This is a genomic window from Agathobaculum massiliense, assembly GCF_900291975.1.
GTDB lineage: Bacteria > Bacillota > Clostridia > Oscillospirales > Butyricicoccaceae > Agathobaculum > Agathobaculum ammoniilyticum.
In genome coordinates, this window is the sequence record NZ_OMPN01000001.1 from 1,124,502 (window position 1) to 1,145,014 (window position 20,513).

General features: G+C 60.5%; 24 protein-coding genes, 1 tRNA gene and 1 riboswitch. Of the genes, 10 read left to right on the top strand and 15 right to left on the bottom strand.

Annotated elements, in window-relative coordinates:
* Window positions 1-5 precede the first annotated feature (5 nt).
* The gene (gene pdxR / locus DBQ51_RS05860; RefSeq protein ID WP_107631009.1) at window positions 6-1,412 is read left to right on the top strand and encodes a MocR-like pyridoxine biosynthesis transcription factor PdxR; all 1,407 of its coding nucleotides are present in this window, start codon (window positions 6-8) and stop codon (window positions 1,410-1,412) included.
* Between the two features lie 20 nt (window positions 1,413-1,432).
* Here the strand turns inward: pdxR and dinB are convergent, their stop codons facing one another.
* Window positions 1,433-2,656, bottom strand: a complete 1,224-nt coding sequence (gene dinB / locus DBQ51_RS05865) for a DNA polymerase IV (RefSeq protein ID WP_107631010.1) — start codon at window positions 2,654-2,656, stop codon at window positions 1,433-1,435.
* Between the two features lie 87 nt (window positions 2,657-2,743).
* A riboswitch (TPP riboswitch) is annotated at window positions 2,744-2,846 on the top strand.
* 73 nt (window positions 2,847-2,919) lie between these two features.
* Here dinB and thiS point away from each other — a divergent pair.
* Window positions 2,920-3,114: a sulfur carrier protein ThiS gene (gene thiS / locus DBQ51_RS05870; protein ID WP_054326710.1), complete on the top strand. Its 195-nt coding sequence runs from the start codon at window positions 2,920-2,922 to the stop codon at window positions 3,112-3,114.
* A 5-nt stretch (window positions 3,115-3,119) separates the two neighbouring features.
* Window positions 3,120-3,755 (top strand): sulfur carrier protein ThiS adenylyltransferase ThiF, encoded by a 636-nt coding sequence (gene thiF, locus DBQ51_RS05875; RefSeq protein WP_054326709.1) that lies wholly within the window; start codon window positions 3,120-3,122, stop codon window positions 3,753-3,755.
* Between the two features lie 52 nt (window positions 3,756-3,807).
* Here thiF and mscL read toward each other — a convergent pair whose 3' ends face one another.
* A complete protein-coding gene (mscL, locus tag DBQ51_RS05880; protein WP_054326708.1) occupies window positions 3,808-4,224 on the bottom strand; it encodes a large conductance mechanosensitive channel protein MscL in 417 nt (138 codons plus the stop codon).
* Between the two features lie 99 nt (window positions 4,225-4,323).
* Between mscL and DBQ51_RS05885 the strand changes: the two genes are divergently transcribed.
* From DBQ51_RS05885 to thiC, 3 genes are all read left to right on the top strand, one after another.
* Complete coding sequence (locus DBQ51_RS05885) at window positions 4,324-5,088, top strand: thiazole synthase (protein ID WP_054326707.1); 765 nt, start codon at window positions 4,324-4,326, stop codon at window positions 5,086-5,088.
* Window positions 5,089-5,127: 39 nt separating this feature from the next.
* The gene (gene thiH / locus DBQ51_RS05890; RefSeq protein ID WP_107631011.1) at window positions 5,128-6,318 is read left to right on the top strand and encodes a 2-iminoacetate synthase ThiH; all 1,191 of its coding nucleotides are present in this window, start codon (window positions 5,128-5,130) and stop codon (window positions 6,316-6,318) included.
* A 161-nt stretch (window positions 6,319-6,479) separates the two neighbouring features.
* A complete protein-coding gene (thiC, locus tag DBQ51_RS05895) occupies window positions 6,480-7,802 on the top strand; it encodes a phosphomethylpyrimidine synthase ThiC (RefSeq protein WP_107631012.1) in 1,323 nt (440 codons plus the stop codon).
* Window positions 7,803-7,895: 93 nt separating this feature from the next.
* Here the strand turns inward: thiC and DBQ51_RS05900 are convergent, their stop codons facing one another.
* The 7 genes from DBQ51_RS05900 to yajC form a co-directional block, all read right to left on the bottom strand.
* Entirely contained in the window at window positions 7,896-8,240 is a 345-nt protein-coding gene (locus DBQ51_RS05900; RefSeq protein WP_107631013.1) for a TIGR04076 family protein, read from the bottom strand.
* A gap of 85 nt (window positions 8,241-8,325) precedes the next feature.
* A complete protein-coding gene (locus DBQ51_RS05905) occupies window positions 8,326-8,865 on the bottom strand; it encodes a hypothetical protein (protein ID WP_107631014.1) in 540 nt (179 codons plus the stop codon).
* Between the two features lie 65 nt (window positions 8,866-8,930).
* A complete protein-coding gene (locus tag DBQ51_RS05910) occupies window positions 8,931-9,404 on the bottom strand; it encodes a hypothetical protein (protein ID WP_054326702.1) in 474 nt (157 codons plus the stop codon).
* 109 nt (window positions 9,405-9,513) lie between these two features.
* On the bottom strand, window positions 9,514-10,884 hold the full coding sequence (gene scfB, locus DBQ51_RS05915; protein WP_107631015.1) for a thioether cross-link-forming SCIFF peptide maturase: 1,371 nt from the start codon (window positions 10,882-10,884) through the stop codon (window positions 9,514-9,516).
* A gap of 81 nt (window positions 10,885-10,965) precedes the next feature.
* Complete coding sequence (scfA, locus tag DBQ51_RS05920; RefSeq protein ID WP_078096990.1) at window positions 10,966-11,109, bottom strand: six-cysteine ranthipeptide SCIFF; 144 nt, start codon at window positions 11,107-11,109, stop codon at window positions 10,966-10,968.
* A gap of 12 nt (window positions 11,110-11,121) precedes the next feature.
* Window positions 11,122-11,535, bottom strand: coding sequence for a TIGR04086 family membrane protein (locus DBQ51_RS05925; protein ID WP_054326701.1), 414 nt, complete (start codon window positions 11,533-11,535; stop codon window positions 11,122-11,124).
* Window positions 11,536-11,597: 62 nt separating this feature from the next.
* Window positions 11,598-11,930: a preprotein translocase subunit YajC gene (yajC, locus tag DBQ51_RS05930; RefSeq protein ID WP_054326700.1), complete on the bottom strand. Its 333-nt coding sequence runs from the start codon at window positions 11,928-11,930 to the stop codon at window positions 11,598-11,600.
* A gap of 147 nt (window positions 11,931-12,077) precedes the next feature.
* On the opposite strand from yajC, the gene sigK reads away from it, so the two are divergent.
* Window positions 12,078-12,773: an RNA polymerase sporulation sigma factor SigK gene (gene sigK, locus DBQ51_RS05935; protein WP_107631017.1), complete on the top strand. Its 696-nt coding sequence runs from the start codon at window positions 12,078-12,080 to the stop codon at window positions 12,771-12,773.
* Window positions 12,774-12,845: 72 nt separating this feature from the next.
* The gene (locus DBQ51_RS05940) at window positions 12,846-13,694 is read left to right on the top strand and encodes an aldo/keto reductase (protein ID WP_107631018.1); all 849 of its coding nucleotides are present in this window, start codon (window positions 12,846-12,848) and stop codon (window positions 13,692-13,694) included.
* Window positions 13,695-13,779: 85 nt separating this feature from the next.
* Here the strand turns inward: DBQ51_RS05940 and DBQ51_RS05945 are convergent.
* A tRNA-Gln gene (locus DBQ51_RS05945) sits at window positions 13,780-13,853 on the bottom strand.
* A gap of 360 nt (window positions 13,854-14,213) precedes the next feature.
* Between DBQ51_RS05945 and typA the strand changes: the two genes are divergently transcribed.
* Window positions 14,214-16,040, top strand: coding sequence for a translational GTPase TypA (gene typA, locus DBQ51_RS05950; RefSeq protein WP_107631019.1), 1,827 nt, complete (start codon window positions 14,214-14,216; stop codon window positions 16,038-16,040).
* 43 nt (window positions 16,041-16,083) lie between these two features.
* The gene (locus tag DBQ51_RS05955; protein WP_054326698.1) at window positions 16,084-16,470 is read left to right on the top strand and encodes a RidA family protein; all 387 of its coding nucleotides are present in this window, start codon (window positions 16,084-16,086) and stop codon (window positions 16,468-16,470) included.
* Between the two features lie 49 nt (window positions 16,471-16,519).
* Here DBQ51_RS05955 and DBQ51_RS05960 read toward each other — a convergent pair whose 3' ends face one another.
* From DBQ51_RS05960 to accC, 5 genes are all read right to left on the bottom strand, one after another.
* Window positions 16,520-17,086 (bottom strand): hypothetical protein, encoded by a 567-nt coding sequence (locus tag DBQ51_RS05960; RefSeq protein ID WP_107631020.1) that lies wholly within the window; start codon window positions 17,084-17,086, stop codon window positions 16,520-16,522.
* A 142-nt stretch (window positions 17,087-17,228) separates the two neighbouring features.
* Window positions 17,229-17,456 carry an acyl carrier protein gene (gene acpP / locus DBQ51_RS05965; protein ID WP_054326695.1) on the bottom strand — a complete coding sequence of 76 codons (228 nt, stop codon included), beginning with the start codon at window positions 17,454-17,456 and terminating at the stop codon, window positions 17,229-17,231.
* A 4-nt stretch (window positions 17,457-17,460) separates the two neighbouring features.
* Window positions 17,461-18,282 carry an acetyl-CoA carboxylase carboxyltransferase subunit alpha gene (locus DBQ51_RS05970; RefSeq protein WP_054326694.1) on the bottom strand — a complete coding sequence of 274 codons (822 nt, stop codon included), beginning with the start codon at window positions 18,280-18,282 and terminating at the stop codon, window positions 17,461-17,463.
* Entirely contained in the window at window positions 18,272-19,150 is an 879-nt protein-coding gene (gene accD / locus DBQ51_RS05975) for an acetyl-CoA carboxylase, carboxyltransferase subunit beta (RefSeq protein ID WP_054326693.1), read from the bottom strand. Before accD ends, DBQ51_RS05970 begins: the two co-directional genes overlap by 11 nt.
* A 15-nt stretch (window positions 19,151-19,165) precedes the next feature.
* Complete coding sequence (gene accC, locus DBQ51_RS05980) at window positions 19,166-20,512, bottom strand: acetyl-CoA carboxylase biotin carboxylase subunit (RefSeq protein WP_054326692.1); 1,347 nt, start codon at window positions 20,510-20,512, stop codon at window positions 19,166-19,168.
* Window position 20,513 lies beyond the last annotated feature (1 nt).

Consider the following 20,513-nt stretch of genomic DNA (forward strand, 5'->3'; position numbering starts at 1 on the left):
GTTCTATGCTCACCTATCATCTCGATCCGCACGCCAAAACCCCGCTGTATGAACAACTCTACCGCGCGGTGCGCGCGGATATTATGTCCGGCACGCTCGCGGGCGGCGAACGCCTGCCCAGCAAACGGCAGCTCGCCGCCAACCTGCGCATCAGTCAGATCACGGTCGAAACCGCTTACAGCCAGCTTCTGGCCGAAGGTTATCTGGTTTCCGAGCCGCGGCGCGGCTATTTTGTGCAGCGTCAGCTCGCTGTGCCGGCCGCCCCGCCCCGCGTTGCGGCTGCGCAGGCACCGCAGCGTAACGCTCCGGAGCCGGTCTGCCGTTATGATTTCCGCACCAACATCGTGGACAACGGCTGCTTCCCGTTTTCCACCTGGGCGCGCCTATCGCGCAGCGTGCTGAGCGAATACTCCGACCGCCTGCTGCGCGCGACCGACCCCTGCGGCGCGTCTGAGCTGCGCGCGGAGATCGTTCGCTACCTGTACGATTTTCGCGGAATCAACGTGTCGCCGGACAATATTCTGGTGGGCGCGGGGTCGGAATACCTGATGCATCTGGTCATCCAGCTTTTGGGCCGCGACCGTGTGTACGCATTGGAAAACCCCGGCTACCGCAAGCTGTACCAGATCTTCGCGGTGAACGGCATCACAGCGCGCCCGATCCCGCTGGACAAGCAGGGCCTGCGCGCGGATGCGCTCGCCGCGAGCGACGCCTCCGTGGTCTACCTGACGCCCTCACACCATTTCCCGCTCGGCACGGTCATGCCCGCGGCGCGGCGGCTCGAGCTGCTGCGCTGGGCCTCCGCCGCTCCGGACCGGTATATCATCGAGGATGATTACGACAGTGAGTTCCGCTATGCCTCCCGCCCCATCCCCGCGCTGGGCGAGCTGGATCGCGCAGGCCGCGTGGTGTATGTCAACACCTTCGCCAAAAGCCTGGCGCCCGGCCTGCGCATCAGCTATCTGGTGCTGCCGGACGCGCTCATGGCCCGCTACCGCGCGCAGTTCTCGCTCTATTCCTCCACCGTACCCAGCTTTGACCAGCATACGCTCGCCGCGTTTATGCGCACGGGGGGCTTCGAACGGCATATCAGCCGCAGCCGCAAGGTGTACCAAGCGCGGCGCGACGCGCTCATGGCCGCGCTCGACCGGGAGCTGGCCGGCCTGCCGCACGAGGTTTCGCGCTCCGAAGCCGGACTGCACCTGCTGCTGCATATGCGCAGCGGCATGCTGGAAGGCGAGCTGATCAACCGGGCACGCGCGGTCGGGGTGCGGGTCTACGGTCTGTCCGCCTATTACACGCCGCCGGTCAAGCCGCCGCGGGCCACGCTGGTGCTCGGCTACGCCGGCCTGACCGAGCGCCAGATCGACGAAGCCGCCGCGCTTCTGCGTCAGGCCTGGGACGGCCGCTGAAGCAATAAGCCCTGATACTGTCAGGGCTTATTTTCTTCTTTTTCCTTATCCTCTTTCTTTACCGAGTGGGCGAACACCACCGACTGGTCTCCGAACCGCTCCCGCAGTGCATCCACCGTCCGGTCCAGCCGGCGCTGCTTTTCGCGCGCCTGCCGCGCTTCCGCTGCGTCAAACAGGGAAAGCTGCTCGCACGACTGCGCTTCGGGCAGCAGGTTCGCCGCCGTGACCGACAGCAGCCGGATCGGCCTGCCGATCTGCCAGTGCGCGCGCAACAGGGCCATGGAAATATCGATCAGCGCGCGCGTGGAATTGGTCGGGCGTTCCAGCGTGACCTGCCGCGAGCGGTTGCGGAATTCCGGATCGCGGATGCCGAGCTGCACGGTCTGGCACACCAGCCCATGCCGCCGCAAGCGGCGGCCGACATTGTCGCACAGTGCGGTCAGCCCCATCCGGCATTCGTCCTCGCCCACCAGATTATGCGCGAATGTCATGCTGTTCCCCACGGATTTGACCTCGCGCTCCTCGTAAAACGGGCGCACCGGCTCGTCGTCCTCCCCGCGGGCGTAGCACAGCAGGGTGTCGCCCATTTTCCCGAAAACGCCGTGCAGGAACGCAGGGTCGCACACGGCCAGATCGCCTATGGTATACACGCCCAGGCGGCTGAGCTTATCCAGCGCATGCCGACCCACATACAGCAGCGCGCTGACCGGCAACGGCCAGACCTTGTCCTTGTAATTCCCGCGCGAAAACACGGTTGTCCCGTCCGGCTTTTTGTAATCGCTGCCCAGCTTGGCGAACGCGCGGTTGAACGACACGCCCACCGAGATCGTCAGCCCTACCTCCACGCGCATGCGGCGGCGCAGCTCGTCCGCGATCTGCTCCCCCGTGCCGAACAGATGTGCCGTTCCGGTTACATCCAGAAAGGATTCATCAATACCGAACGGGTCAACCAGATCGGTATACTGTAGGTACAACTCGTTGCACCGGCGTGAATATTTGACATACTCCGACCGGTGCGGCGCGACCAGGCGTAAGTCTGGACACTTACGCCTGGCCTGCCAGATGGTCTCGGCCGTTTGTACACCGAACGCTTTCGCTTTCTCATTTTTTGCAAGGATGATGCCGCGCCGGCTTTCCGGATCGCCGCAGACCGCGCTCGGCCCTTCGGCCAGCGTGGGGTCGAGTAGCGTCTCCACCGAGACATAAAACGCGTTACAGTCACAGTGCAGGATCGTGCGTTCCACAGCATCCCCTCCCACCGAACATTTGTTTCTTTTATTATACCGTGAAAATTCCGTCTTGACAACCGTATCCGATCAGGTCTATACTGAGTTTGCAAGCAAGGGTGCCGTGATGAGCGGCTGAGAGGGCGAGAGCCTAACCTTTTGAACCTGTTGGTTAACACCATCGTAGGGAAGCTGTCGCATCGCAGAACATTCAAATGCCCCGGTTTTACCGCATGGTGAAACCGAGGCATTTTTTCTTGCGGAAAAGAGGGGGTATTTTGATGAAAGTAAACGGACAAACACAGCCCTGCCCTGCGTTACTGACCGTGCAGGCCCTTGTGCAGTCGCGCGGCCTTGACCCGCAGCGCGTGGCGGTGGAAAAGAACGGGCATATCATCCCGCGCAGCCGCTTTGCAGAGGAGACGCTGTGCGACGCCGACACGGTCGAGATCGTACAGTTCGTGGGCGGAGGCTGAATACGATGGTTTTAACACAGAAAGAGCTGCACGACGCGCTCTCCGGCCGGCACGGCGCCGCTGTTCAGGCGCAGCTCGACCGCGCCGCGGTCGGCATCGCGGGGCTGGGCGGACTCGGCTCCCATATCGCCGTATCGCTCGCGCGGCTCGGGGTCGGCCGGCTAGTGCTTGTCGATTTCGACGTGGTCGATGTGACCAACCTCAACCGCCAGCACTATACCATGAAAGACATCGGCATCCCCAAAACACTCGCCCTCCTGGAACAACTAGAGGCAATCAATCCATACTTAAATTACGAAACGTATACCGAGCGCATCATTCCGGCAAACGCCGCCCGTCTGTTCGCGGGCTGCGACGTGGTATGCGAGGCGTTCGACCGCCCCGACCAGAAAGCCATGCTGATCGAAACGCTGCTCGAACAGCAGCCGAAAACCCCTATCGTCTCCGGCAGCGGCATGGCAGGCTTCGGCTCGGCCAACGCCATCCGCACGGAACGGCGGTTCGGCCGCCTGTACCTCTGCGGGGACGGAATGAGCGATGTATCCGACGGGCTGGGGCTGATGGCGCCGCGTGTCGCAGTCTGCGCGGCGCACCAGGCGGCCATGACGCTGCGCCTGCTGCTAGGCGAGCACGAACCGTAACGGGCAAAAAAGAAAAAGGCCCTGCGGGCCTTTTTCCGGATGGGGTCGGCGCTTACTCCTCACGGGGCAACTCAGAGGCGCAGTGCGCGCATTTGGTCGCCGCGATCGGGATATCGCTGCAGCAATACGGGCATTTCTTGGTCGTCGGGGCGGCGGGCGCGTCCGGCTTTCTGCCCAGGCTGGTCAGCTTGTTGACCGCCTTGAGCATGCAGAACAGCACGAACGCCATAATCAGGAAATTGATGACCGAGGTCAGGAACGCGCCGTACTTGAGTTCGATTCCCGCAATCTGCAGTGTGAACGCGCTCAGGTCGGTGTTGCCCGCCAAGCCGAGGAGCGGGTTAATCAGGTTATCGGTCAGCGAGGTCACAATGCTGGTGAACGCGCCGCCGATGATAACACCGATCGCCATATCCATCACGTTGCCGCGCAGCGCGAAGGACTTGAATTCCTCAATAAACTTTTTCATACTGGCACCTCAAAATCTTTTATTTTTCTCCCTTTTCATAGTATATCGACCTTTTTCGAGCCGGTCAAGCAAAAATTCACAAAAAAAGGAGTGCTTTTTATGGCAGACAAGCTGATTCTGGGCGGGCATGAATTCACCTCCCGCTTCATCCTCGGTTCGGGCAAATATTCGCTCGACCTGATCAACGCCGCCGTACATCACGCGGGCGCGCAGATCATTACCCTCGCGCTGCGCCGTGCGAATGAAGGCGGCGTGGCCAACATTCTGGACTATATCCCCTCGGGCGTGACCCTGCTGCCCAATACCTCGGGCGCGCGCAACGCGGAGGAGGCCGTGCGCATCGCGCGCCTGTCGCGCGAATGTGGCTGCGGCGACTTTGTCAAAATCGAGATCATGCGCGACAGCAAATACCTGCTGCCCGACAATCAGGAAACCATACGCGCGACCGAAATCCTCGCCAAAGAGGGCTTTATCGTCATGCCGTACATGTACCCTGATCTGAATGTTGCCCGCGACCTGGCCGGCGCGGGCGCGGCGTGCGTCATGCCACTCGGTGCGCCGATCGGTACGAACAAGGGCCTGACGACACGGGAATTCATCCAGATCCTGATCGACGAGATCGACCTGCCCATCATCGTGGACGCAGGCATCGGCCGCCCCTCGCAGGCCTGCGAAGCCATGGAAATGGGCGCGGCCGCGGTCATGGCAAACACCGCGATCGCCACCGCGGGCGACATTCCGGCGATGGCGGCAGCGTTCCGGCAGGCGATCGAAGCGGGCCGCACGGCGTATCTCGCCGGATTAGGGCGCGTGCGCGAAACCGCGTCCGCCTCCTCCCCGCTGACCGGCTTTTTGCACGATTGAGCCGCGTCCCCCCGAAAACCGCAGGAAAGGAACTTTTTCATGAACGACAACAAGACGGAGATCGTCTCCGCAAGCTATATCACCGCCGAAACCGACCACATGGCGTACCAGCCCGGCATGGACGACATCGGCTCGGAAATACAGGACGAGGTTATCGCCCGTATGAACGCCTACGACGCGAACCGCTACACCGCCGCGGATGTGCAGCGCGCGCTGCAGCGTGATGTGCTGCAGCCCGAGGATTTCGCCGCGCTGCTGTCGCCTGCGGCCGCGCCTTTCCTCGAACAGATGGCGCGGCGCGCGCAGGCCGAAACGCGGAAGCACTTCGGCAACTCGGTGCAGATGTTCACCCCGCTGTACATCGCCAACTACTGTGAAAACTACTGCGTCTACTGCGGCTTCAACTGCCATAACAAGATCCGCCGCGCCAAGCTCGACGCGAAGGAGATCGAACGGGAGCTGCAGGCGATCGCGGCCACCGGCCTGCAGGAAATCCTGCTGCTCACCGGCGAAAGCCGCTCCATGTCGCCGGTTTCCTACATCGGCGAGACGGCCAGGTGCGCGCGCAAGTATTTCCGTGTGATCGGCGTCGAAATCTATCCGCTCAACGTAGAGGAATACGCCTACCTGCATGCGTGCGGCGTGGATTATGTGACCGTATTCCAGGAAACCTACGACGCGGACAAATACAAGACCCTGCACCTTGGCGGACATAAGCGCATCTTCCCCTACCGCCTGAACGCGCAGGAGCGTGCGCTGATGGGCGGCATGCGCGGCGTGGGCTTCGCGGCGCTGCTCGGCCTGTCCGACTTCCGCAGGGACGCGTTCGCGACCGGCCTGCACGCCCACCTCATCCAGCGCAAGTACCCGCACGCGGAGATCGCGTTCTCCTGCCCGCGTCTGCGGCCGATCATCAACAACGACAAGGTGGGGCCGAAGGACGTACACGAGCCGCAGCTTCTGCAGGTCGTGTGCGCCTACCGCATATTCATGCCGTTCGCGTCCATCACGATTTCGACGCGCGAGCGCGCGGACTTCCGTGACAACATCATCGGCATCGCCGCGACCAAGATCTCAGCAGGCGTCGATGTGGGTATCGGCGGCCATTCGGGCGAGGAAAAGGGCGACGAGCAGTTTGAAATCTCGGACGAGCGCTCGGTCGAGGAGGTCTATGATGCCATCTGCCGGCACGGGCTTCAGCCGGTCATGGCCGATTATCTGTACGTCTGACCACCGCAGGCATCCCACACGGGAGGGGGACTTTCTCCCGCAGCCTTTTGTCAGCCGCCGGAACACGGCGCGCCGCCGCGGACAGAGCGCACCGCATGCTGCGGCGGTCTGGGAAACGCCGTGTTCGGGTGACAATATAAGAAAAGGAGCATCAGCAAGCCATGAGAAACTATGCAACCCAGATGGACGCCGCCAAGCGCGGCATCGTCACGCCGGAGATCGAAACGGTCGCCAAAAAGGAGAACCGTCCGGTCGAGTTCATCATGGAACGCGTCGCAAAGGGTACGATTGCGATTCCGGCCAACATCAACCACAAAAGTCTGTCCGCGGAGGCGGTGGGCGACGGCACCCGTGTCAAGATCAACGTCAACCTCGGCATTTCGGGCGACTGCAAGGATTATGAGATGGAGATGCGCAAGGTACGCATGGCCATCGATATGGGCGCGGAATCCATCATGGACCTGTCCAACTACGGCAAGACCAATACGTTCCGCCAGCAGCTCATCGACCTTTCTCCCGCCATGATCGGCACGGTACCCATGTACGATGCAATCGGGTATCTGGAAAAGGACCTGCTGGAGATCTCCGCGCAGGATTTCCTGCGCGTGGTAGAGGCGCACGCCAGGGAGGGAGTGGACTTCATGACCATCCACGCGGGCCTCAACCGCCGCGCGGTCGAGGCCTTCATGCGCGAGGGGCGCAAAATGAATATCGTATCGCGCGGCGGCTCGCTGCTGTTCGCGTGGATGCAGACGACCGGCCACGAGAACCCGTTCTTCGAGTATTACGACGATGTGCTTGACATCCTGCGCCAATACGATGTGACCATTTCGCTCGGCGACGCGCTGCGCCCCGGCTGCCTGGCCGACGCCTCGGACGCGGGCCAGCTCAGCGAGCTGATCGAGCTGGGCAGCCTGACACGCCGCGCCTGGGCGCGCGATGTGCAGGTCATGGTCGAGGGGCCGGGCCATATGGCGATGGACGAAATCGCAGCCAACATGAAACTGCAGAAGCGCCTGTGCCACGGCGCGCCGTTCTATGTCCTCGGCCCGCTGGTAACCGATATCGCGCCCGGCTATGACCATATCACCTCGGCGATCGGCGGCGCAATCGCGGCGCAGGCCGGCGCGAATTTCCTATGCTACGTCACACCGGCCGAGCATCTGCGCCTGCCGGATGAGAACGACGTACGCGAGGGGATCGCTGCCAGCAAAATCGCGGCGCACGCGGCGGATATCGCGCTCGGCCTGCCCGGCGCGCGCGACCGCGACAACGCTATGGCCGAGGCCCGTCACCGGCTGGATTGGGAACGACAGTTCTCGCTCGCGCTCGATCCGGAAAAGGCCGAGCGATTTTACAACCAGGTGCCGCCGAGCGAACGGCACCAATGCTCGATGTGCGGCAAAATGTGCGCCGTGCGCACGACCAACCTCATTCTGGAAGGGAAAAAGATTGCGTTCTGCAGCGAAAAGGGCGCTTGCTGATGCAGACCGTTCCGGCAGGCCCGCCTTCCAGAAGATAAGAAAAACAGGCCGCGGCGCGGCCTGTTTTTTTACGCTTCCCACGCGGCAGCCTGTTTACCGGCAGGGGGTATAATCGATTTCCGACCGCTCCTCCGTCGCCTCCAGCTTGAAGATGACCGGCCGCAGCCCATCGTTGCAGCTACAGATCGCTACGCCCGGCTTGCGGATCCAGTCGCCATAATAAAACGTTTCCCTTCCCGCGCCGTGTGCCAGCGCGAATACATACTGGTAGATGGCTTTCCACGCCTCGTCGCACAGCCCGTCCGGCTTGGCGTAATCAGCGTAGAACACCTGTCCCTCGCGGAGCATCGGGCAGGCCTTCAGCCCCTCGGCCCCATACTCCCGCGCGAGCTCTTCATCCAGCGTGGTTTTCAGCACCGTGATTTTTACCTTGTTCATATCCTTATCCCTCCTTTTCCCATTGTACTATAAAAGGGAAAGCGCGGGCAAGCCCTCGTCGGGAAATATCCGGTCCCGCCACGCGTCACAGGCTCCACAGCGCGGCAAAGCCCACGCGGAGCAGCGCGCCGCAGACGGCCAGCAGGATACAGAGCGCATACGGTGTGCGGCAGGTACGCAGCGAATACCGCCCCGTCGTTTCCCCGCTCTGCCACACCATCGCGCAGGCCGCCAGCAGGGCGGAAACGCTGAGCACAGCGGGTATGCCGGCCGCGCACAGCGAAAGCAGCAGGCTTTCCTCCCGCCCGACGCCGACCGCTACGGTCAGCGCAAGCACAAAGCCGCGCGCCGCTGCCAGTCCGGACAGGAAAAACGCCGCCGGACGCAGCAGCACGCATACCAGCGGCAGCGCCACCCATAGCACCGCGCACAGCACGCTTTTCACCGCCTGCCCCGGCAGCGCTGCAAGCATGGTGGTCAGCTCGACCGCACTGTCTCCCTCGCTGGCATGCAGGCCGGTGAGTCCGCCCGCCAGCGCGCCGCACAAAAACATGGCGCACAGGAACAGGAACGCCGGCGTGCGCACCAGGGAATCAAAAAAACCGAGAATATGCTGTTTCTTCATACGTCTCCCCCTCACGGAAGGTCATGAAACAGCATATTCTCGGTTCGGAATTTTTAGAACCCGCTTCAGCGGCAGAGCGCGTCCACCATATCGCGGCAGGGCTGGTGCAGGAACAGCCGCACCCCGTCGTCGATCGCATAGGTCGCATACAGGCCGCCGTCCTCGCCGCGGTGGATGGTAGCGGCGATGATCTCCGTCCCAAAGACCACGCGCTCCTTGACGAACGCGATATCCACTGCGCCGCTGTCGCAGATGGTGACCAGCGTCCGCCCGCGGGTACACTGGGAAATCGGCGCAAGCTCGGTCCCCATCTCACGCCTGGATGCGCAGACCAGCACGATCTCGCTGTTGACCACGGCCGCGGCGCTGCTTTCGCAGAGCTGCACACCGCGCCCCGCGGCCGCTTCGACCGCCGCCTTGTCCTGCTCGGACAGGAACATATTGCCGGCGGGGATGATCTGCCGGTCCAGAATCGCGCGGACTAGGCGCGGCACATATTCATCCTCACCGATTACAGCTACACGGATATTATGCGGCATACCATCATCTCCTTTACGAAGCACTGAAAAATACAGTATTCATTATACGGCACAATATACCACATCTGCAACGAATTTTACAAAAACTTCACCTTAATCGGCACTGTGCTCAATTATTGCACATTTTATCCATTGCTTTCAAGTAGATTGCACATTCCAGGCGTTTGCGCTCCATTTCGCAGCCCAGATCGTAGGAATCGTTCATATCGTGGTTCATATTGTAATTTGCCGCCGAGCATCCGCCCGAGCAGTAGAACTTTGCCCAGCATTTCTGACACTTGGGGCGCGAATAAATATTCATGCCAGCAAAGCGGGCCGCGATGTCCATATCGAACGACTTGTCGAGTACGCTGCCCTGCTTGAATTCCTCCTTGCCGACAAACTGGTGGCAGGGATAGATGTCGCCGTCCGGCGTGACCGCGACATACTCGTAGCCCGCGCCGCAGCCGCGCAGCCGCTTGACCACGCACGGTCCCTGGTCCAGATCGACCATGAAGTGAAAAAATGAGAACGGCTTCCCCGCCTTTTTCCGCTCCAGCATGATCTCGGTCAGGCGGTCGTACTCGGCCTCTATCTGGGGCAGGTCGGCCTCGGTCAGGTCATAGCCGCAGCCCGGGTCCGCTGTGACCGGCTCGACCGAAAGGCGGTTGAAGCCCGCGTCCGCAATATGGACGACGTCCTCGGCAAAGTCCAGGTTGTGCGAGGTGAACGTACCCCGCGCATAATAGTCCTTTTCCGGATCACGGGCATCGACCAGCGCCTTGAACTTAGGTACAATCACGTCATAGCTGCCCGCGCCGGACACGGTCTTGCGGAACTCATCGTTGACCGACGGGCGCCCGTCGAGTGAGAGCACGACGTTATCCATATTCTCGTTGATATACGCCTGCTTGTCCGCATCAAGCAGCAAACCGTTGGTGGTGATGGTAAAGCGGAACTTTTTGCCATGCTTTTCCTCCAGACTGCGGGCATAATCGACCGTCTGGACAACCGTATCCCACGCCATCAGCGGCTCGCCGCCGAAGAAGTCCACCTCGATATTATGCCGCTTTCCCGAACGCGCGATCACAAAATCGATCGCCTTTTTCGCAATCTCCGGCGGCATAATCTTGCGCCCCTGGCCGAAATCGCCAGTGGATGCAAAGCAGTATTTGCACCTGAGGTTGCAGTCATGCGCGACATGCAGGCAAAGCGCCTTGACCGGCGCGCCGACCGGTATGTAGCGGCTGACATCGATATAGTCGTCCTCCGCAAACAGCAGGCCAGCCCGCTTCAGCTCGTACAGCTCGCCATAGGCCTCGCGCACCTCTTCCGCCGGATACTGCGGCAATGCGTCCACGATCGCCTGCGGGCATGCTTCCGCCATATCGGCATCGATCAGACCGGACACGGCATAGCACAGCTCGTCCAGCACATGCACCGCGCCGGAGTTGACATCCAGCACGAAGTGCAGCCCGTTTTTCACATAACGATGGATCATTTTATTATTTCCTCCGATAATACAGCAAACAAGGCGCGCCTTGACCGGCACGCCTTGCGATTGACTTCATGGAACCCGCGGTTACTTCGCGTGTTCACACTTCTGGTTGGCCACCGTGCAAGAGGTCTTGCAGGCGGACTGGCAGGAAGTCTGGCATTCGCCGCAGCCGCCGTGGGCCGCGGTCTGCTTCAGGGTGGCAGAGGTCAGCGTGGATACATGCTTCATGATAATTCCCTCCTACTTTTTCAAATGACTGTAACGCTTTTTCTTGCGCATACTGGCGCCCGCCAAGCCGCCGAGCGCCGAAGCGGCCAGCGCGCAGAGCAGGCTGATCGCAATACGTACGATATGTGCCGGCTGGTCGAGCAGCGCGGCTCCTGTGGCCAGCAGGATCAGAAAAACCAACATCCCCGCGCCGAGCGCCCAGAAGAATCTGCCGCCGGAGGCGCGCTTTGCGGAAATAAACGCCGCTGCCAGACAGCCAAGCGCCAGAAAGGCCAGGGCAACCGGAGCGATCAGCCCTTCTTCCAGCGTCCCGCGCTGGACAAAAACCGCTCCCACCAGCATCAGAAACAGGGTTGTCAACAAGCCAGCCGCTGCGGACGGCAACAAAATGCCGGCCGGCGACCGGCCCTCATTGGTTTTTCTCATAGCTTACGCATCCTCCCGCCGAACATATGATAGTTTAGCATATTCGGCAAGCATCAAGGATATTACTTAGCGTCCTTATTGGCATCCTTGGGGGCTTCGACCGTTTCGGTCGGCTCGGCCTCCTTGCCGCGGATCGCCCAGCGGTAAATCTTGAGCTTGGTGCGGTCGTTCGACGACTCGATGATCAGCACGTCGTCCTTGATGTTGACGACACGGCCAATGAAGCCGCCGATCGTAGAAATCTCATCGCCCACCGCAATCGAGTTGCGCATCTCGCGTTCCGCCTTGTCGCGCTTGCGCTGCGGACGGATCAGCAGGAAATAGAACAGAACGATGATAATGACCAGCGGAGCAAAGCTCATGATTGCATTCAGGTATTCCTGTCCACCTGGCATTTGTTACACCTCCTCGTGCATTTTGCCGTTAGTATTAATATTATACTGGATATTTTGCCAAAATACAAGCCCTATTTTCTCAGGCATAGGACATCCTGCGGCGCGCATAGGGTAGCGGTATTCCAACCGAAACGAGGTGCATGCCCTATGCTGTTTCCCGCCCTGCTCGCGCTCGGCGGCGCATTCTTTTTCTTCGTCCTGCGCGTGCAGGGCGCAGACGGTTCCTTCCCCAAGCCGCTCACGCCGGAAGAAGAGAGCCGGCTACTGCGCCGGATGCAGGAGGAGGGGGATGAAAAGGCCCGCGCGCTGCTGATCGAGCACAACCTACGGCTGGTCGCGCATATCGTCAAAAAATATTATGCCGCCAGCGCCGAACAGGACGACTTAATCTCGATCGGCACCATCGGGCTGATCAAGGCGGTCAACACCTTCAAGCCGGATAAAAACATCAAGCTGGCCACCTATGCCTCCAAATGTATCCAAAACGAGCTGCTCATGCACTTCCGCCAAAAGCGGAAATCCGCGGGCGAGCTGTCGCTCTCGGACGCGCTGGACACCGACGGGGACGGCAACGCGCTCGCGCTGCAGGACGTAATCTGCTGTGAGGACGACGGGCTTTCCGCGGTTGACGACCACGACCGGTATGACGCCATGCACCAAGCGCTCGCTCACAGTCTCTCCCCGCGAGAGCGTGAGATCATCCGCCTGCGTTACGGTCTGGGACTGCCCGCCCCGTTGCCCCAGCGGGAGATCGCCAAGCAGCTCGGGATCTCCCGAAGCTATGTATCCCGCATCGAAAAGCGGGCGCTGGAGAAGCTGCGCGACGCGCTCAAACAGGCGTAGCGGCGCCTTTTGTTGCCGCACGGCGCGGTTTATGCTATACTGAGGAAAAGATGTGAAAAAGGAGCCAGCGCCATGAACCATATCCAGGACCGCATCCCGCTTGCAAACGGCACCGCCATCCCCTGTGTCGGCTTCGGCACATGGAAAACGCCCGCCAGTCAGGCGGCCGCTTCGGTTGCCGCTGCGCTCGCCGCGGGATACCGGCATATCGACACCGCAACCGCCTACCACAATGAACAGGCCGTGGGCGAGGCCGTCGCCGCCTCCGGCATCCCGCGCGGCGCGCTTTTCCTCACCACAAAGCTGTGGAATCCCGATCAGGGCTACCGTTCCACGCTCGCCGCATGCGACCGCTCTCTCTGCGCGCTGGGAACGGATTATGTGGATCTTTACCTGATCCACTGGCCGCACGACCCCAAATACTTTGACAACTGGCAGGAGGTCAACCTTGAAACCTGGCGCGCGTTTGAGGCGTTGTATCAGGCCGGCAAGGTCCGCGCGATCGGCCTGTCAAACTTCCGGCCCAGGCATATCGAAAACATCCTGCGCTCCTGTACGGTCAAGCCCATGGTTGACCAGATCGAGTTCCATCCCGGCATGGCGCAGCAGGAGACCGTATCGTTCTGCCGCACGCACGGCATGGCCGTCGAGGGCTGGAGCCCGCTCGGCTCGGGCCGCATATTCCAGGTGCCAGAAATCCAGGCCATGTCGGAAAAATACGGCCGCTCGGTCGCGCAGCTCTGTCTGCGCTGGGCGCTGCAGCATGACGTGATCCCGCTTCCCAAAAGCGTCACGCCCGCCCGCATTGCGGAAAACGCACGGCTTTTTGATTTTTCGCTTGACGAAGCAGATATGCGGACGTTGGACGCCCTGACCGGCTGCGGATGGTCCGGACTCGACCCCGATCACCTGGTATATTAATGGAAAGGGCGGCACGACCCGCGCGCAAGCCTGTGTCTGAATCAGAAAAAAAGCAGCTTTCCGCAAAGGAAAGCTGCTTTTTCAGTGGCAGCCGAAGAAGGATTCGAACCCTCACAAACAGAGTCAGAGTCTGTCGTGCTACCTTTACACAATTCGGCTATCAATGCTTGCCAGTCAAACTGACAGAAAGTATTATACAATAGGTTTTGCCGCAAAGTCAAGCTTTTATCCAATATTTTTTTAATTTTTTTCGCTCCGTCCGGCGAGGCGGGTGCTGCCGCGGCATAGGGCGCGTTTTTTCCGTCCATACTACAATCCCAGCCGCAAGCGCGGACGCAGGGCCGGCGCGTCTTCCCGTTCCCCGCCGCAAGCGTTGCGTAACCGTGCGGAAATCGCAAATATTGACAGTTTTATACCTTTATATCGCACTATTTTTGATGATAAAACAAGTGGAAAACCCACTAAAAAAACAGTATAATAATATCTGCACGAAAATTTTCCGCTGATGGAGGAATATACATGATCCGAAACGATTTGCGCAACATCGCCATCATCGCGCACGTCGACCACGGCAAGACCACGCTGGTCGACCAGATGCTCAAGCAGGCGGGCGCGTTCCGCGAGAACCAGGTGGTCGAGGAGCGCGTGATGGACTCGGGCGATATCGAGCGCGAGCGCGGCATCACCATCCTTGCAAAAAACACCTCGGTACACTATAAAGGCGTCAAAATCAACATCGTTGACACACCGGGCCACGCCGATTTCTCCGGCGAGGTCGAACGCATCCTCAAGATGGTGGACGGCGTCGTCCTGCTGGTGGACGCAGCCGAAGGCCCCATGCCCCAGACCCGCTTTGTTTTGCAGAAGGCGCTGGAATTCGGCCACAAGATCATCATTGCGGTCAACAAGATCGACCGTCCGGACGCGCGCCTGAACGAGATCGGCGACGAGGTACTCGAGCTGCTTTTGAACCTCGACGCGACCGACGAGCAGCTCGACAGCCCGATCGTCTACTGTTCGGGCCGCGCGGGTACGGCCTCCATGTCCCCGAACGCCGAGGGGACCGACCTGACCCCGCTCTTCGAACAGATTCTGGAGCACATTCCAGCCCCGCAGGTGGATACCGACGGCCCGACGCAGATGCTGGTTTCCTCGATCGACTACAACGACTATGTAGGCCGCATCGGCATTGGCCGTATCGAGCGCGGCTCGATGAAGGTGGGCCAGCAGGTCACGGTGTGCGACTACCACGGCACGACCCAGCCGTACAATGCCAAGGTGGTCACGCTTTACACCATCGAGGAACTGGAGCGCAAGCCGGTGGACGAGGCCACCGCCGGCGAAATCGTGTGCTTCTCAGGCATTGAAAACGTCACCATCGGCGAAACGCTGTGCGACCCGAACACGGTCGAGCCGCTGCCGTTCGTCAAGATCTCCGAGCCGACGGTCGAGATGACTTTCTCGGTCAACGATTCCCCGTTTGCCGGACGCGAGGGCAAGTTCGTCACCTCCCGCCATCTGCGCGAGCGCCTGTTCCGCGAGCTTTTGAAGGACGTGTCCCTGCGCGTCAACGAGACCGACACCACGGACTCCTTCCGCGTGTGCGGCCGCGGGGAGATGCACCTGTCCATCCTGATCGAGAACCTGCGCCGCGAGGGGTACGAGTTCCAGGTCGGCGCGCCCAAAGCGCTGTTCCGCGAGATCGACGGTAAAACCTGCGAGCCGGTCGAGCGCATGATCGCGGATGTGCCGCAGGACGCGGTGGGCGCGATCATGGAAAAGATGGGGAACCGCAAGGGAGAGCTGGTCTCCATGAACCCCAAGGGCGCGGACCGCATGCGTCTCGAATTCCTCATTCCAGCGCGCGGCCTGTTCGGTTACCGCACCGAATTTTTGACCGATACCAAGGGCGAGGGCGTGCTGTCCTCGGTGTTCCACAGCTACCAGCCGTATAAGGGCGATATCTCCAAGCGCACCACCGGTTCGCTGATCGCGTTTGAAACCGGCGAGGCGGTCGGCTACGGCCTGTTCAACGCGCAGGAGCGCGGCCCGCTGTTCATCGGCCCAGGCACACAGGTGTACGAGGGCATGGTCATTGGAGAGAACCCGCGCGGAGACGATATGGCGGTCAACGTGTGCAAGAAAAAGCAGCTCACCAACATGCGCGCCTCCGGCTCGGACGACGCGCTGCGCCTGATCCCGCCGCGCCAGATGTCGATCGAAGCGGCGCTGGAATTCATTTCGGACGACGAGCTGCTCGAGATCACGCCCAAGAGCGTGCGCGTCCGCAAAAAGATCCTGTCCAACACCGAGCGCCTGAAAAAGGTAAAGGGCGGCAAAAAATAATCCTGTTCAACCAAAACCATTTCAATAAAGGAGTTTTTCCACCATGGCAATTAAAGAAGTTCTTCATTCCGATTTCGCGCCCAAGGCGGTCGGCCCGTATTCCCAGGCCGTTGTCACGGGCAACCTGATCTTCACCTCCGGCCAGGTGCCGATCGACCCTAAGACCGGCAAGATCGAGGCCGCTACCATCGAGGAGCAGACCGAACAGGTCATGAAAAACCTGCATTATGTACTCGCCCAGGGCGGCGTGGCGTTCGACCGTGTGGTCAAGACCACCTGCTTCCTGTCCGACATCAATGATTTCGCGGCGTTCAACGGCGTGTATGCCAAGTATTTCCCCGAAAATCCGCCCGCGCGCTCCTGCGTGCAGGTCGCGGCGCTGCCGCTCGGCGCAAAGGTCGAGGTGGAAGTCATCGCGGTCAGAGGCTGAGGACGGATGGACAAGCAAAGAGGACGGAAAAATTTCCGTCCTCTTTTTGCTATGCGTTCTTCTCGGCCTGTTTGACCGCCTCAAGGTACTGCCAGAGCAGCACCAGCGTGATAACCGTTATCACAATATTGCATGCTTCTGCAAACCAAGCCGCCCCCAACTGTTCTGTGATTCCGACGACCACCCCGCCAATCAGCGACAGCCAGAAACACCGCTTGATGCGACCCTGCGGATAAGCATAGCCGCGCAAGGCAGCCAAGTCGTCCAGTCCGAAATAAAAATAATAATCTGCAACGAGCAGTACAATCGCCCCTGCCAGCGCGGCCAGCGCAAAGATAACGCTCAGTATCGAGCCGAACGCCAGCAGCCCGAGCAACGAACACCCAACCGTCAGCGCCAGTCCGGTGATCAGCACACGGTATGCGCGCGCCATCCCATCCGATACGTCGGCCAGCGCGCGCACCTGCACAATCCGCACGATAAGCAAAACAATGCCGGCCACCGTGACCAGAATGTTATCAAAAAACGAAAACACAAAGCCAATCACCTGCACCTGCCAGATGATCCGCAGGTTCCGGTAAACCGGCCGCTGGATTCCCTCTAAATTCTCTTCCATCCCGATCTCCTCCCTTTTCTTTCACTATAACAGATACCATCCCCTGTTGCAACAAAAAACAGGTAAAGCCGGCAGCGTCCGGCAGAGCAAAAAAAGGCTTCGGAACCATAGGGTTCCGAAGCCTTTTTCCGCTTTGGCAAAATCAGTCCTGATGCTCCTCAATATACTTGACGATATCGCCGATGGTGCTCATCTGGGTCGCTTCCTCATCGGAAATGGTAATGCCGAAGTTCTCCTCCAAGTCCATCATCAGCTCGACAACGTCGAGGGAGTCCGCGTTCAGGTCCTCCTTGATTTTGGTGTCCATGGTCATGGTAGAAGCATCAGCGTCAAACTTGTCAGCCAGCAGCTCGCAGATCTTTTCAAACATGGGTCTACACTCCTTCGATTTCTTCTTGTTTTATTTGTCTGAAAACTCCGATCTTACGGAATTTTTCATACCGTTTTTGCAGCATCGTATCCATATCCGGCTCGGCCGCCAGTTCCGCGAGCGTGTCGCGCAGCGCGCGGCCCACGTTGCGGATCAGTTGTGAGCCCGACTGCCCCTCCGGTATGATGCCCTCGATCATGCCGAATTCGTACAGGTCCTGCGCGGTGATGCGCAGCGCGTCCGCGGCCTCTCCCTCGCGCGTAGGGTCTTTCCACAGGATAGACGCGCAGCCGCGCGGCGAAACGACCGAATAGATCGCGTTTTCCAGCATCAGCACGCGGTCGGCCACAGCCAGCGCCAGCGCGCCGCCCGAGCCGCCCTCGCCCGTGACAATTGAAATCACCGGCGTCTTCAGCTCGATAAACTCATAAAGGCAGCGGGCGATCGCCTCGCCCTGCCCGCGCTCCTCCGCGCCCACGCCCGGGTATGCGCCCGAGGTATCCACAAAATTGATGACTGGGCGGCGGAACTTTTCCGCCTGGTGCGCAAGGCGCAGCGCCTTGCGATAGCCCTCCGGATTGGCCATGCCGAAGTTCGCGTCCATATTCTGCTCAATCGTGCGGCCCTTGCGGTGGCCGATCACGGTTACCGGCGTGCCGTTCAACCAGCCGATGCCCGCCATGATCGCGTGGTCGTCCGCGAAATAGCGGTCGCCGTGCAGTTCGATGAAATCATCGAACAGCGTCTCGATATAGTCGCTCAACATAGGCCGCTTGGTATCGTGTATGATGCGCATTTTTTCGCTTGCCGGCCTGTTATTCTTCATGGCGCCACACCTGCCGTTTCTTCCCCTTGGGCGCACAGTGGAGCTTGAGCAGGTTCTCCAAAGTTCCCCTCAGTTGATTGCGCGGAACTATTTTATCACAGAAGCCATGCGAAAGCAAGAACTCCGAGGACTGAAAATCCTCCGGCAGCGTCTCGCCGATGGTTCCCTCGATCACGCGCCGCCCCGCAAAGCCGATGGTTGTGCGCGGCTCGGCGAGGATGATGTCGCCCAGCATCGCGAACGAGGCGGTCACGCCGCCAGTCGTCGGGTCGGTAAGCACGGTGATATACAGCAGCCCTGCATCCGAGTGCCGCCGCGCCGCGGCGGACACCTTGGCCATCTGCAGGAGCGAATACATCCCTTCCTGCATACGCGCGCCGCCCGAACAGGTGAAAACCACCACGGGCAGCCCTTTTTCGGTCGCGTATTCGAACAGGCGGGTCAGCTTTTCGCCCACAACCGAGCCCATGGACGCCATCATAAAGTGGCTGTCCATCACGCCGATGCAGGTTTCCACGCCGCCAATGCGGCACACGCCGGTTTTGACCGCGTCCAGCATGCCGACCTTTTCTGCCAGCTCCGCAGCCTTATCCGCATAGCCCGGAAAATCGATCGGGTCCGCAGGCGCCAGGTCACCGTACAGCTCGGTAAAGCTGTCCTTATCCGCGACCTGCCGGATGCGGGTGCGCGCCAGCAGGCGGCCGTACCGGCCGCAGTGCGGGCAGACGTACAGGTTTTTCCCGTAAGCATATGCCTTGATCTCCGCGCCACAGCCCTTGCATTTGACTACCTTGACGCCTTCCTCCTCCTGGGGCTTCATCTCCATGGAGGTTTCGCGCGTTTTCTGGAAAAGGTCGATCAGTCCCATACCGTTCCCCCCTTATTAGTGGTCAAAATCGCCGTTGGCGATCGAATTGACATTGAACCGCGCTTCCTCGAAGGCCTTGGAGCGCAGAATGTGCATCTGGTAGTCCGTACCGGTCACGACGCCCTCAAACAACGTCTCGGCCAGCGCGCGGCGCATGCGTGCGATCGCCTGCTGCCGGTCCGCGCCGTAAACGATCAGCTTGCCAATCATGGAATCATAAAACGGCGGTATCTGATAGCCCTGATAGGCCGCCGTATCCATGCGCACGCCCGGTCCGCCCGGCAGGTGCATGGACACCAGCGTCCCCGGACAGGGCGCGAAATTGCGGGCAGGATCCTCGGCATTGATGCGGCACTCGATCGCGTGGCCGCGCAGCGTCAAATCCTCCTGCGCGAACGAGAGCGGCCGGCCCGCCGCGACCCGAATCTGCTCGCACACCAAGTCCACGCCGGTCACCTGTTCGGTAACAGGATGCTCTACCTGAATGCGGGTATTCATTTCGCAGAAATAAAAGTTACGGTCGCTATCCACCAGGAATTCGATCGTACCCGCGTTGCGGTAGCCCACGCGCCTGGCCAGATCGACCGCGGCCCTGGTCATCCTTTCGCGCAGCTCGGGTGTGACGAACGCGGACGGGCTTTCCTCGATCAGCTTCTGATGGCGGCGCTGCACCGAGCATTCGCGCTCGAACAGGTGTACCACGTTGCCGAAATTGTCCCCGATGATCTGCACCTCAATATGGCGCGGGTTTTGGATGTACTTTTCCATATACAGGCGCCCGTCGCCGAAATTGGCGACCGCTTCCGCCGCCGCGCTGTCGTAGGCGTCCTTCAGCTCCCGAACGCTGTGCGCCACGCGGATCCCCTTGCCGCCGCCGCCCGACGCGGCCTTGAGCATAACCGGATACCCGATGCGCTCGGCCTCGCTGATCGCCTCGTCAAAATCGCGCAGCGGCCCATCCGTGCCGAGCGCGACCGGCACGCCCGCCGCGATGGCGTTGCGCTTGGCTTCGGATTTATCGCCCATCAGACGGATGGTGGCCGAGGTCGGCCCGATGAACGCCAGCCCGGCCTGGGTGGTAAGCTCGGCAAAATCGGGATTTTCCGACAGGAAGCCAAAGCCCGGATGGATCGCCTGACACCCCGAGGCCAGCGCCGCGGAGATAATGTTCTCCATATTCAGATAGCTTTCCGAAGCGCGCGCCGGCCCGATGCACACCGCTTCATCCGCGATCTGCGCGTGCAGCGCCTCGCGGTCGGCCTCGGAATATACCGCGACCGAAATGATGCCCAGGTCGCGGCAAGCCTGTATGATGCGGACCGCGATCTCGCCGCGGTTCGCGATGAGTACCTTTTGAAACATT

What these genes read in the sequence shown, in the direction of transcription:
- pdxR (WP_107631009.1), top strand. Translation starts at nt 6, where the DNA reads ATGCTCACCTATCATCTCGATCCGCACGCCAAAACCCCGCTGTATGAA.
- thiS (WP_054326710.1), top strand. Translation starts at nt 2,920, where the DNA reads ATGAAAGTAAACGGACAAACACAGCCCTGCCCTGCGTTACTGACCGTG.
- thiF (WP_054326709.1), top strand. Translation starts at nt 3,120, where the DNA reads ATGGTTTTAACACAGAAAGAGCTGCACGACGCGCTCTCCGGCCGGCAC.
- mscL (WP_054326708.1), bottom strand. Translation starts at nt 4,224, where the DNA reads ATGAAAAAGTTTATTGAGGAATTCAAGTCCTTCGCGCTGCGCGGCAAC.
- DBQ51_RS05885 (WP_054326707.1), top strand. Translation starts at nt 4,324, where the DNA reads ATGGCAGACAAGCTGATTCTGGGCGGGCATGAATTCACCTCCCGCTTC.
- thiH (WP_107631011.1), top strand. Translation starts at nt 5,128, where the DNA reads ATGAACGACAACAAGACGGAGATCGTCTCCGCAAGCTATATCACCGCC.
- thiC (WP_107631012.1), top strand. Translation starts at nt 6,480, where the DNA reads ATGAGAAACTATGCAACCCAGATGGACGCCGCCAAGCGCGGCATCGTC.
- DBQ51_RS05900 (WP_107631013.1), bottom strand. Translation starts at nt 8,240, where the DNA reads ATGAACAAGGTAAAAATCACGGTGCTGAAAACCACGCTGGATGAAGAG.
- DBQ51_RS05905 (WP_107631014.1), bottom strand. Translation starts at nt 8,865, where the DNA reads ATGAAGAAACAGCATATTCTCGGTTTTTTTGATTCCCTGGTGCGCACG.
- DBQ51_RS05910 (WP_054326702.1), bottom strand. Translation starts at nt 9,404, where the DNA reads ATGCCGCATAATATCCGTGTAGCTGTAATCGGTGAGGATGAATATGTG.
- scfB (WP_107631015.1), bottom strand. Translation starts at nt 10,884, where the DNA reads ATGATCCATCGTTATGTGAAAAACGGGCTGCACTTCGTGCTGGATGTC.
- scfA (WP_078096990.1), bottom strand. Translation starts at nt 11,109, where the DNA reads ATGAAGCATGTATCCACGCTGACCTCTGCCACCCTGAAGCAGACCGCG.
- DBQ51_RS05925 (WP_054326701.1), bottom strand. Translation starts at nt 11,535, where the DNA reads ATGAGAAAAACCAATGAGGGCCGGTCGCCGGCCGGCATTTTGTTGCCG.
- yajC (WP_054326700.1), bottom strand. Translation starts at nt 11,930, where the DNA reads ATGCCAGGTGGACAGGAATACCTGAATGCAATCATGAGCTTTGCTCCG.
- sigK (WP_107631017.1), top strand. Translation starts at nt 12,078, where the DNA reads ATGCTGTTTCCCGCCCTGCTCGCGCTCGGCGGCGCATTCTTTTTCTTC.
- DBQ51_RS05940 (WP_107631018.1), top strand. Translation starts at nt 12,846, where the DNA reads ATGAACCATATCCAGGACCGCATCCCGCTTGCAAACGGCACCGCCATC.
- typA (WP_107631019.1), top strand. Translation starts at nt 14,214, where the DNA reads ATGATCCGAAACGATTTGCGCAACATCGCCATCATCGCGCACGTCGAC.
- DBQ51_RS05955 (WP_054326698.1), top strand. Translation starts at nt 16,084, where the DNA reads ATGGCAATTAAAGAAGTTCTTCATTCCGATTTCGCGCCCAAGGCGGTC.
- DBQ51_RS05960 (WP_107631020.1), bottom strand. Translation starts at nt 17,086, where the DNA reads ATGGAAGAGAATTTAGAGGGAATCCAGCGGCCGGTTTACCGGAACCTG.
- acpP (WP_054326695.1), bottom strand. Translation starts at nt 17,456, where the DNA reads ATGTTTGAAAAGATCTGCGAGCTGCTGGCTGACAAGTTTGACGCTGAT.
- DBQ51_RS05970 (WP_054326694.1), bottom strand. Translation starts at nt 18,282, where the DNA reads ATGAAGAATAACAGGCCGGCAAGCGAAAAAATGCGCATCATACACGAT.
- accD (WP_054326693.1), bottom strand. Translation starts at nt 19,150, where the DNA reads ATGGGACTGATCGACCTTTTCCAGAAAACGCGCGAAACCTCCATGGAG.
- accC (WP_054326692.1), bottom strand. Translation starts at nt 20,512, where the DNA reads ATGTTTCAAAAGGTACTCATCGCGAACCGCGGCGAGATCGCGGTCCGC.